This is a genomic window from Burkholderia sp. APQ4-4ca, from assembly GCF_057837105.1.
Genome location: NZ_JBYQCG010000138.1, coordinates 1 through 10,723, shown reverse-complemented (window position 1 = coordinate 10,723; position 10,723 = coordinate 1). Strand labels below are relative to the sequence as shown.

Here is a 10,723-nt window from a genome sequence, read left to right as displayed (position 1 = left end):
GGCCGACACGTTCCTGCGCAGCCTCGATCGGGCGGCCGTTCCGACGGTATGACGATGGCCGGCTGCGGCGCGCCGGCGAGCGGAAGATCCGGGGCCGGCCGACGGTCTCTCTCGACGGTAAACAAAAAACGGAGAACACCGAGGTGTCCCGCCGTTTTTGCTGTGCCTGCCGGCGCGCGATCAGCGCTGCGCTTTCAGCAGACGCGCGGCATCGAGCGCGAAGTACGTGAGCACACCGTCGGCACCCGCGCGCTTGAACGCGAGCAGCGATTCGAGCACCACCTTGTCGTGGTCGAGCCAGCTGTTCATCGCGGCCGCCTTCAGCATCGCGTATTCGCCGCTCACCTGGTACACGTAGGTCGGGAAGCGGAACTCGTCCTTCACGCGGCGCACGATGTCGAGATACGGCATGCCGGGCTTGACCATCACCATGTCGGCGCCTTCGTCGATGTCGAGGCGCACTTCGCGCAGCGCTTCGTCGCTGTTCGCCGGATCCATCTGGTAGGTCATCTTGTTGCCCTTGCCCAGGTTGGACGCCGAACCGACCGCATCGCGGAACGGGCCGTAGAACGCCGACGCGAACTTCGCCGAATAGGCCATGATCCGCGTATGGATATGGCCGTCGCTTTCCAGCATTTCGCGGATCGCGCCGATGCGGCCGTCCATCATGTCCGACGGCGCGACGATGTCGACGCCGGCTTCCGCCTGCGCACGCGCCTGGTCGACCAGGATCTCGATCGTGTCGTCGTTGATCACGTAGGCGTTTTCGTCGAGCACGCCGTCCTGGCCGTGGCTCGTGTACGGATCGAGCGCGACGTCGGTCAGCACGCCCAGTTCGGGGAAGTGCTTCTTCAGCTCGCGCACCGCGCGCGGGATCAGGCCTTCCGGATTGGCTGCCTCGCGGCCGTCAGGCGTCTTCAACGACGGCTCGATGGCCGGGAACAGCGACAGCACGGGCACGCCGAGTTCGACGCACTGCTCGGCGACGTGCATCAGCAGATCGACCGACACGCGCTCGACGCCGGGCATCGACGGGATGGGCTGGCGTTGGTTGGTGCCTTCGACGACGAACACCGGATAGATCAGGTCGTCGGTGGTCAGGCGGTTTTCGCGCATCAGGCGGCGGGAGAAGTCGTCGCGGCGCATCCGGCGCGGACGATGAAGCGGATGGAAGCTCATGGCGATTTGGCAGAAATCAGGGCAAGAAGGACCTTACGGAACCCTTAGGTCATTTTCGAGATCGTTGGTATATGATAGCGATCGAGCGGCGCGCGTTGCGTGCAGCTCCCCGCTTCTCCTCCCTGAGCGGGTGCCTGTCGTTTTTCGATTAGGCTGTTTGACCCGCCGTTCAACGGCGGGTTTTTTTATGAGCCGGCCGAATCCGTAGGCGCCGTCAGTTGCGCACGGCCGATCCCGGCCGCGCGTTGCCCGCTCATTGTGCTACAGGCTCGCTTTTTTCGTCGGCGACGGACGGCCGCAGCCAGCTCTCGATCAGTTCATGAGCGTCGTCGAGCCCAGTGCGCTTCAGCGCCGAGAACAGCTGGACCGTCAGCTTGCCCTTCACGCCCTGGTCGCGATACGCGTCGAGCCCCTTCTGCGTGTTGCGCAACGCGTTGATGCTTTCCTGGCGCGTCAATTTGTCGCACTTCGTCAGCAGCGTGTGGATCGGCTTGCCGGTCGGCGCGAACCACTCGATCATGCGGCGATCGAGATCGGTCAGCGGACGCCGCGAATCCATCATCAGGATCAGGCCGCAAAGCTGCGAGCGCGTCGCGAGATAGGACGACAGCAGCATTTCCCAGTGCGCCTTCGCGGCGCCGGGCACTTCCGCATAACCGTAGCCGGGCAGGTCGACGAGGTTCGCGACCGGTTCGGCGGCCGGGCCGACGGAGAAGTAGTTGATGTGCTGCGTGCGGCCGGGCGTCTTCGACGCGAAGGCCAGCCGCTTCTGGTTGCACAGCACGTTGATCGCCGTCGACTTGCCGGCATTCGAGCGGCCCGCGAACGCGATTTCCGGCTGGACCGTCGGCGGCAGGTCGCGCAGATGGTTGACGGTCGTGTAGAAGCGGGCTTGATGGAGCAGAAAGGCCATGGGAACCGGAAGGACGGGCGGCGCGAGCCGCTTGGTGGAGGCGGGGTAGCCCCGATAGGCGCGGGAGCTTTCAGCACGATATTGTACAATACGGCGGTTTTGCCGATGGCCACCGGGCGCCTGCCTCGCGCTTTTATGTGGCTTCTGCGGTAGACTGAACGCCGTCGTTTTTTGCAGAACCTCAAATTCCCACAAGACGAAACAGGGTGTGCGAATGAATCGACTGTGCAAGTCTCTGATGGTGCTTCAGGTTGCAGCAGGGTTCGTAGGTTTCGTAGCGGAGGCAAACGCGGCAGATGCGGCCAAGCCGGATCTCGACCGCGGCAAGGCGATTGCCGGGCAGGTGTGCGCGTCGTGTCACGGCGCCGACGGCAATAGCGCGTCGGGCAGTTTCCCGAAGCTCGCCGGCCAGCATCCCGAATATCTGGTCAAGCAGTTGAACGACTTCAAGACGCAGCCGGGCGCGAAGGGGCCGCTGCGTAACAACGCGGTGATGGTCGGATTCGCGAGCGCGTTGAGCGCGGACGACATGCGCAACGTCGCCGCGTACTACGGGTCGCAGACGACGAAGCTCGGCACCGCCCGCAATGCGGCGACCGTGCCGGTCGGCCAGAAGATCTATCGCGGCGGCATCGCGGAAAAGGGCGTACCCGCCTGCGCGAGCTGCCACGGGCCGACGGGCCAGGGGATCCCGGTCCAGTACCCGCGTCTGTCGGGGCAATGGGCCGATTACACGGTCGCGCAGTTGACCGCGTTCCAGCAGGGTGCCGGCGCGCGCAACAACAACGAGGCGATGCATCAGATCGCGTCGCGGCTGTCGGATACCGAGATCAAGGCCGTCGCGGATTACATCGCGGGCCTGCGTTGAGCGGTCAGCCGCGAACGGCATGACCGGGCGCCCGAAGGGCGGCCGGAGTCAGAACAAGAAAAGGGTGGGGCGCCGCGCCGTCGCGGTTGCCTCGCCCTTCTTTTTTGTCGGCACTCGCCGGGCCGAGCCGCGATGGCGCGGCTTGCAGGCGATGGGGAGCGGCGCTCCCCGAGCGAACATAGTGAGCGTGGGGGCTGTTTCCCCTTAGTCGGAGTTTGAATGAGCGTTACCACGTCGGGGTTGCAGTCGAAGTCGGGTCAGGGTGCGTCGAAACGTGCGGTCGAGCTGCTGAGCTCGATGCGTTTCGCGATCGCGCTGCTGGTGGTGCTGTCGATCGCGAGCATCATCGGCACGGTCCTGACCCAGGACGATCCGTATCCGAACTACGTGAACCAGTTCGGGCCGTTCTGGGCGGACATCTTCCGCTCGCTCGGCCTGTACAACGTGTACAGCGCGTGGTGGTTCATGCTGATCCTGATTTTCCTCGTCGTGTCGATCTCGCTGTGCGTGATCCGCAACGCGCCGAAGATGATCGCCGATGCGAAGAGCTGGAAGGACAAGGTCCGCGAAGGCAGCCTGCGCGCATTCCACCACAAGGCCGAATACACGGCGTCCGGCACGCGCGCGAGCGTCGCGGCGACGCTCGCCACGTTCGTCACGAAGGCCGGCTACAAGCACGTCGTGCGTGAAACCGGCGGCGCGACGCTGATCTCCGCGAAGCGCGGCGCGATGACCAAGTGGGGCTATATCTCCGCGCACCTCGCGATCGTCGTGATCTGCATCGGCGGCCTGCTCGACAGCAACCTGCCGATCAAATTCCAGATGTGGATGTTCGGCAAGAGCCCGGTCAACACGAGCGCGACGATCAGCGAGATTTCGCCCGACCATCGCCTGTCCGCGTCGAACCCGACGTTCCGCGGCTATGCGTGGGTGCCGGAGGGCCAGTTCGTGTCGACCGCGATCCTGAACCAGCCGAGCGGCTCGCTGATCCAGGATCTGCCGTTCTCGATCCAGTTGAACAAGTTCATCGTCGATTACTACACGACGGGCATGCCGAAGCTGTTCGCGAGCGACATCGTCGTGATCGATCGCGAGACCGGCCGGAAGATCCCGGCGCGGGTGGAGGTCAACAAGCCGTTCACCTACAAGGGCGTGTCGATCTACCAGTCGAGCTTCCAGGACGGCGGCTCGCAGATGCAGATGACGGCCTATCCGATGACGGGCAGCCACGCGACCACCGTCCCGGTGAAGGGTACGATCGGCAGCTCGGCGCCGCTGCAGGTCCCCGGCGCCGACGGCGACACGATCGAATTCTCCGATTTCCGCGCGATCAACGTCGAGAACATGGCCGACGCGAACGGCAAGCCGGACGTGCGCGGCGTCGCGACCACCAGCTCGCTGAAGGAAGTATTCGACGAGCGGCTCGGCTCGGGCGCGAAGACGTCGAAGCCGACGCAGCTCCACAACATCGGGCCGTCGGTGCAGTACAAGATTCGCGGCAAGGACGGCCAGGCGCGCGAATTCAACAACTACATGCTGCCCGTCGACATGAACGGCGAGCGCGTGTTCCTCGCCGGCGTGCGCGCGAGCCCGAACGATCCGTTCCGCTACATGCGGATTCCGGCCGACAGCCAGGATTCGATCGGCGAATGGATGCGCCTGCGCGCCGCGCTCGAGGATCCGGCCGTGCGCACCGAAGCCGCCGCGCGCTTCGCGCAGCGCTCGCTGCCGGGCGACGCGTCGCTGCGCGGGCGCCTGCAGGACAGCGCGTCGAAGGTGCTGACCCTGTTTGCGGCGAGCGACGACAGCGTCGGCCGCGGTGCGGACGGCCAGCCGGTCGGCGGCTTCCAGGCGGTCGCGACGTTCATCGACCGCTCGGTGCCGAAGGGCGAGCAGGAGAAGGCCGCGAGCCTGCTGCTGCGGATGCTCGAGGGCTCGATGTGGGAGGTCTGGCAGATCGCGCGCGAGCGTGCGGGCGAGCCGGCCGCGCAGCAGGGCACCGACACGATCCGCTTCGTGCAGAACGCGATCAATGCGCTATCCGACAGCTTTTTGTATGGATCGCCGGTCTATTTGCAGCTTGACTCCTTCAAGCAGGTGCAAGCTTCGGTATTTCAGCTGACGCGCGCACCCGGCAAGAATCTGGTGTATCTTGGCAGCCTGCTGCTGGTCGCCGGCATCTTCTCGATGTTCTACGTGCGCGAGCGGCGACTCTGGTTCTGGCTGAAGGACGCCGGTTCGGGCGTCGAGGTGGTGATGGCAATGTCCACGGCCCGCAAGACCTTCGATTTCGAGAAAGAATTCGTGCAGACGCGCGACGCGGCCGGCGCTGCCTTGCACGCCGCACCTCGCGATGCCGCGCCCGCCGGTGCGGCTTTGACGGCCCGTCCGCCTGCCGGCGGCGGTTCCGATTCCGAGAATTCCACCCGGTAACATCATGGATCTCACGCAAGTTTCCTCTTCCCGTCCGGCGTCGGCTCCGTCGCCGCTGTTCGACGACCGTCCGTTCCTCGCACGCCTGTCGCTGTTCGACTGGCTGTTCGCCCTGGCGCTGGTGGCGGGCGCGGGCTATGCGCTCGTGCACTACAACGCGCACATGGATTACTACGACAAGGCGGTGATGATCGGCACCGTGCCGGCGCTCGTCGCGCTCGGCTGGCGCTGGAAGCCCGCGCGGCTGATGATGGCGTCGATCGCCGTGCTGTCGCTGCTGTCGATCCAGATCTACCAGGGCGATCTCGCCCGCGCCGATTCGGCGTTCTTCCTCAAGTACTTCCTGTCGAGCCAGTCGGCGATCCTGTGGATGAGCGCGCTGTTCGTGCTCGCGACGATCTTCTACTGGATCGGCCTGCTCGCGCGCTCGGAAACGGGCGCGGCGATCGGCCAAAAGCTCACGTGGGTCGCCGTGCTGATGGGCTTCACGGGGTTGATGGTGCGCTGGTACGAGTCCTACCTGATCGGGGCGGACGTCGGGCATATCCCCGTATCGAACCTCTATGAAGTGTTCGTCCTGTTCAGCCTGATCACCGCGCTGCTTTATCTGTATTACGAAGGCCACTACGGCACGCGTTCGCTCGGCGCGTTCGTGCTGCTGGTCATCAGCGCGGCGGTGGGTTTCCTGATGTGGTACTCGGTCGCGCGCGACGCGCAGCAGATCCAGCCGCTCGTGCCGGCACTGCAAAGCTGGTGGATGAAGATCCACGTGCCGGCGAACTTCATCGGCTACGGCAGCTTCGCGCTGTCGGCGATGGTGTCGATCGCGTACCTGATGAAGGAGCGCGGGATCCTCGCGGATCGCCTGCCGACGCTCGAAGTGCTCGACGACGTGATGTACAAGTCGATCGCGGTCGGTTTCGCGTTCTTCACGATCGCGACGATCCTCGGCGCGCTGTGGGCGGCCGAAGCGTGGGGCGGCTACTGGAGCTGGGACCCGAAGGAAACCTGGGCGCTGATCGTGTGGCTGAACTACGCGGCGTGGCTGCACATGCGGCTGATGAAGGGCCTGCGCGGCGCGGTGGCCGCATGGTGGGCGCTCACCGGCCTGCTGGTCACGACGTTCGCGTTCCTCGGCGTCAACATGTTCCTGTCCGGGCTGCACAGCTACGGCAAACTGTAAGATTTTCGCCGCTCGTCCGACTATCGAACCGCCGGTGCACTGCGTGCCCGGCGGTTTTCTTTTGTAACGGGCGGGCGAACCGGGTGTCGAACGGCGCGTGACGGGCCGGGTCGAACGCTGATGAAGCATGCGCGCCGCGTATGCGGGAGGAACTGCACGATGTGGATCAAACGCCCTTTGCGTAACGTACTGACCGGCGCGGATATCGCGCCGAGCGAGATCACCCCGCGCGCGGTATTCGAGAACCGGCGGCGCGTATTGCAGGCGGCCGGCCTCGCGGCCGCGGGCGGCCTGTTCGGCAGCAGCGGCGCGGCGCTCGCCGCGTATGCGTCGCCCGACCCGCGGGCGGCGAAGCTCGCGGCAAAAACGAACCCGAAGTTCGTCGCCATCGACAAGGTGACGCCGTTCAAGGACATCACGACCTACAACAACTTCTACGAATTCGGCACCGACAAGAGCGACCCGGCGCAGAACGCCGGCACGCTGCGGCCGCGCCCCTGGCGGGTGAGTGTCGAGGGCGAGGTGCAGCACCCGAAGGTGTTCGATCTCGACGAGTTGCTGAAGCTCGCCCCGCTCGAGGAGCGTGTGTACCGGCTGCGCTGCGTCGAGGGCTGGTCGATGGTGATCCCGTGGATCGGCGTGCCGCTGTCCGAGCTGATCAAGCGCGTGCAGCCGACCGGCAATGCGAAATACGTGCAGTTCATCACGCTGGCCGATCCGTCGCAGATGCCGGGCCTGTCGACGCCCGTGCTCGACTGGCCGTATTCGGAAGGGTTGCGCATGGACGAGGCGATGAACCCGCTGACGCTGCTGACGATGGGCGTCTACGGGCACGTGCTGCCGAACCAGAACGGCGCGCCGGTGCGGATCGTCGTACCGTGGAAGTACGGCTTCAAGAGCGCGAAGTCGCTCGTGAAGATCCGCTTCGTCGACAAGCAGCCGAAGACGAGCTGGAACACGTACGCCGCGAACGAGTACGGCTTTTATTCGAACGTGAACCCGAACGTCGATCATCCGCGCTGGAGCCAGGCGACCGAGCGGCGCATCGGCGAGGACGGCTTCTTCACGCCGAAGCGCAAGACGCTGATGTTCAACGGCTACGGCGATCTGGTCGCATCGATGTATCAGGGCATGGACCTGAAGAAGAATTTTTGAGCATGACGGTGAGAAACGACATGCCGCCTTCGACGCTCACGCCCGCGCGGGCCGAGCCGGCCGCCCGCACCGAGCGGGGTGGTGCCGTCCGTCCCGCCGCGCCGCGCTGGCTCGCACCGGCCAAGGTACTGGTGTTCGCGGCCGGCCTCTATCCGCTCGCGCGCCTCGTGCTGTTCGGGCTGACCGACCGGCTGGGCGCGAACCCGATCGAGTTCATCACGCGCTCGACGGGCTTGTGGACGCTCGTCCTGTTGTGCGTCACGCTGGCCGTCACGCCGCTCAGGCGCATGACGGGCTTCGCGCCGCTGCTGCGCTTTCGCCGGATGATCGGGCTGTTCGCGTTCTTTTACGCGACGCTGCATTTCACGACCTACCTGTGGTTCGACAAGTGGTTCGACGTGGTCGCGATCCTGAAGGACGTCGGCAAGCGCCCGTTCATCACGGTCGGCTTCGCGGCGTTCGTGCTGCTGATTCCGCTCGCCGCGACGTCGCCGCGCGCGATGGTGCGCCGGCTGGGGCGCCACTGGGCGACGCTGCACCGCGCGATCTACGCGATCGCGCTGTTCGGCGTGCTGCACTTCTGGTGGATGCGGGCCGGCAAGCACGATCTCGCGCAGCCGAAGCTTTACGCGGCGATCGTCGCCGCGCTGCTCGGCTGGCGGCTGGTGGCGTGGGGATGGCGGCGCGTGCGTGCGTGACGCGGCGGCCCGGAAAAACAAAAGGCGATGACCGGGAAGTCATCGCCTCGTTGCGAGCGCCGCGTGGGCGGCATCGCGCCGTTACTTCGTGGCGGCCGGGCCCGATGCGGGGGCGGGCATGGTCGACGCGCTGCTCGACAGCTCGGGCGACAGCGTGAGCGGCGAGCCGGACGTGTCGGGCGACTCGTCGGACGACGCGTTTTCGTCGGTCGGTTTCACGTCCGACGGCGGCGTGTTCTGCTGCTGGATCGGCTTGGGCATCGGAGGCACGGTGGGCAGATAGAGCGCGCCGCTTTGACCGCAGCCGGCAAGAATCGTCAAAGCCGCTACAATCGCGCTCATCCGGAAAACGACTCGCATGATCGTCCCTGAACAATTTAACCGATAGAGTTTAGCATGTCCGATATTGAATACCTGGCCCGTGCCGAGGCCGTGCTGGCGGCCGTCGAGCGTACCGTGGACGTCGCGAACGACGGCGATCACGACATCGATCTGGAGCGCAACGGCAGCGTGCTGACGCTGACGTTCGAGAACGGCTCGAAGATCATCGTCAACCTGCAGCCGCCGATGAAGGAAGTATGGATCGCGGCGAAGGCCGGCGGATTCCACTACCGGTTCGTCGACGGCGCGTGGCGCGATACGCGCACGGGCACCGAGTTCTTCTCCGCGCTCACCGAATACGCGACCCAGCAGGCCGGCCTGCCGATCACGTTCGGCGCGTGACGCGCCGGGGCATCGGCCCCGAACGTCGTGCCCAAAGAGGAAGCGCCCCGCGGGGCGCTTTTTTCATGGTCGGGCCGCGGGTCAGTGGCCCTGGAACAGGTTCATGATGTCCTGCTTTTCCTGCTCGTCGACATGCGGCACGGCCTCGTCGACGTTCTGCGCGGCTGGCGCCTGCGGCACGCCGACCGTCGACACGAAGCCGTGCCCCGGCGTGAACTCGGTGAAATACAGTTCGCCGCCGAGCGATTCGACGCCGTCCGGCACCGTCGGCTTGAACTCCGGCACGCCCTTCAGCGCCGCACCCATGTAGTCGATCCACACCGGCAGCGACAGGCCGCCGCCGGTTTCGCGATCGCCGAGGCTGCGCGGATTGTCGTAGCCGATCCACGCGATCGCGGCGAGCGTGTGCTGGTAGCCGGCGAACCACGCGTCGTGCGAGTCGTTCGTCGTGCCGGTCTTGCCCGCGAGGTCGGTGCGCTTCAGCACGTTGGTCCGCGCGCCCGTGCCGCGCTGCGCGACGCTCTGCAGCAGGCTGTTCATCACGTAGGCGTTGCGTGCGTCGATCGCGCGCGGCGCGTTCTGTTCGGCGACGAGCGGCTGCGCGCGCGCGACGATCGCGCCGTTCGGATCGGTGACTTCGGCGATCAGATACGGATTGACGCGGTAGCCGCCGTTCGCGAAGACCGAGTACGCGCCGGCCATCTGCAGCGGCGTGACCTGGCCGGCGCCGAGCGCCATCGGCAGATAGGCCGGGTGACGTTCGGCGTCGAAACCGAAGCGCGTGATGTATTGCTGCGCGTATTTCGTGCCGATGTGGTTCAGGATCCGGATCGACACGAGGTTGCGCGAGCGCTGCAGCGCGGTGCGCATCGACATCGGGCCCTCGAAGCCGCCGCCGTAGTTCTTCGGCTCCCACGGCTGGCCGCCCGTTTCCGCGGCGCTGAAATACAGCGGGCCGTCGTTGATCACGGTGGCCGGCCCGAGGCCCTTGTCGAGCGACGCCGAGTAGATGAACGGCTTGAACGACGAACCCGGTTGTCGCCACGCCTGCGTGACGTGGTTGAACTTATTCTTGTTGTAGTCGAAGCCGCCGACGAGCGAGCGGATCGCGCCGTCCTGCGGGACGATCGACAGGAACGCGCCTTCGACCTGCGGCAACTGCGTCATCGACCACTTGCCGGCGTCGTTCCTCACCACACGGACGATCGCGCCCGGGCGGATGCGGCGATTCGGCTGCGCGTTGGCCGACAGCGCGCTCGACGCGAAGCGCAGGTTATCGCCCTCGATCGTCGCGGTGCTGCCGTCGATGAACGCCACCGTGATCTGGCGCGGGCTCGCGGCCGTCACGACCGCGGCGATCAGCTCGCCGTTGTCGGGGTGCTCGAGCAGCGCGTCGTCGATCGCCTGTTCGCGATCGTCGGCACCGGCCGGCAGCTCGATGAAGCCTTCCGGCCCGCGATAGCCGTGGCGGCGCTCGTAATCCATGATGCCCTTGCGCAGCGCGGTGTACGCGACCTGCTGGTCCGCGGAATCGATCGTCGTGACCACGTTGAAGCCGCGCGTGTAGGTTT

At 65.9% G+C, this 10,723-nt stretch carries 10 protein-coding genes; 6 read left to right on the top strand and 4 right to left on the bottom strand.

Annotated elements, in window-relative coordinates; genetic code table 11:
• Window positions 1–180 precede the first annotated feature (180 nt).
• Window positions 181–1,179 carry a porphobilinogen synthase gene (gene hemB, locus AC3IFE_RS17170; RefSeq protein ID WP_489191269.1) on the bottom strand — a complete coding sequence of 333 codons (999 nt, stop codon included), beginning with the start codon at window positions 1,177–1,179 and terminating at the stop codon, window positions 181–183.
• 253 nt (window positions 1,180–1,432) lie between these two features.
• A complete protein-coding gene (gene yihA / locus AC3IFE_RS17165; RefSeq protein ID WP_089466463.1) occupies window positions 1,433–2,092 on the bottom strand; it encodes a ribosome biogenesis GTP-binding protein YihA/YsxC in 660 nt (219 codons plus the stop codon).
• 214 nt (window positions 2,093–2,306) lie between these two features.
• On the opposite strand from yihA, the gene AC3IFE_RS17160 reads away from it, so the two are divergent.
• From AC3IFE_RS17160 to msrQ, 5 genes are all read left to right on the top strand, one after another.
• Window positions 2,307–2,960 carry a c-type cytochrome gene (locus AC3IFE_RS17160; protein ID WP_489191273.1) on the top strand — a complete coding sequence of 218 codons (654 nt, stop codon included), beginning with the start codon at window positions 2,307–2,309 and terminating at the stop codon, window positions 2,958–2,960.
• A gap of 219 nt (window positions 2,961–3,179) precedes the next feature.
• A complete protein-coding gene (locus AC3IFE_RS17155; RefSeq protein ID WP_489191268.1) occupies window positions 3,180–5,393 on the top strand; it encodes a cytochrome c biogenesis protein ResB in 2,214 nt (737 codons plus the stop codon).
• A gap of 4 nt (window positions 5,394–5,397) precedes the next feature.
• On the top strand, window positions 5,398–6,576 hold the full coding sequence (gene ccsB, locus AC3IFE_RS17150; protein WP_489191267.1) for a c-type cytochrome biogenesis protein CcsB: 1,179 nt from the start codon (window positions 5,398–5,400) through the stop codon (window positions 6,574–6,576).
• Window positions 6,577–6,735: 159 nt separating this feature from the next.
• The gene (msrP, locus tag AC3IFE_RS17145) at window positions 6,736–7,731 is read left to right on the top strand and encodes a protein-methionine-sulfoxide reductase catalytic subunit MsrP (protein WP_489191266.1); all 996 of its coding nucleotides are present in this window, start codon (window positions 6,736–6,738) and stop codon (window positions 7,729–7,731) included.
• A gap of 20 nt (window positions 7,732–7,751) precedes the next feature.
• The gene (msrQ, locus tag AC3IFE_RS17140; protein WP_489191271.1) at window positions 7,752–8,429 is read left to right on the top strand and encodes a protein-methionine-sulfoxide reductase heme-binding subunit MsrQ; all 678 of its coding nucleotides are present in this window, start codon (window positions 7,752–7,754) and stop codon (window positions 8,427–8,429) included.
• An 81-nt stretch (window positions 8,430–8,510) separates the two neighbouring features.
• On the opposite strand, the gene lptM is transcribed toward msrQ, so the two are convergent.
• Window positions 8,511–8,789 carry an LPS translocon maturation chaperone LptM gene (lptM, locus tag AC3IFE_RS17135; RefSeq protein ID WP_489191264.1) on the bottom strand — a complete coding sequence of 93 codons (279 nt, stop codon included), beginning with the start codon at window positions 8,787–8,789 and terminating at the stop codon, window positions 8,511–8,513.
• A gap of 36 nt (window positions 8,790–8,825) precedes the next feature.
• Here lptM and cyaY point away from each other — a divergent pair, with 36 nt between their 5' ends.
• Window positions 8,826–9,152, top strand: a complete 327-nt coding sequence (gene cyaY, locus AC3IFE_RS17130) for an iron donor protein CyaY (protein WP_089466468.1) — start codon at window positions 8,826–8,828, stop codon at window positions 9,150–9,152.
• A gap of 81 nt (window positions 9,153–9,233) precedes the next feature.
• Here cyaY and AC3IFE_RS17125 read toward each other — a convergent pair.
• On the bottom strand, window positions 9,234–10,723 hold a 1,490-nt coding region (locus AC3IFE_RS17125), incomplete at its 5' end, for a penicillin-binding protein 1A (protein WP_489191262.1).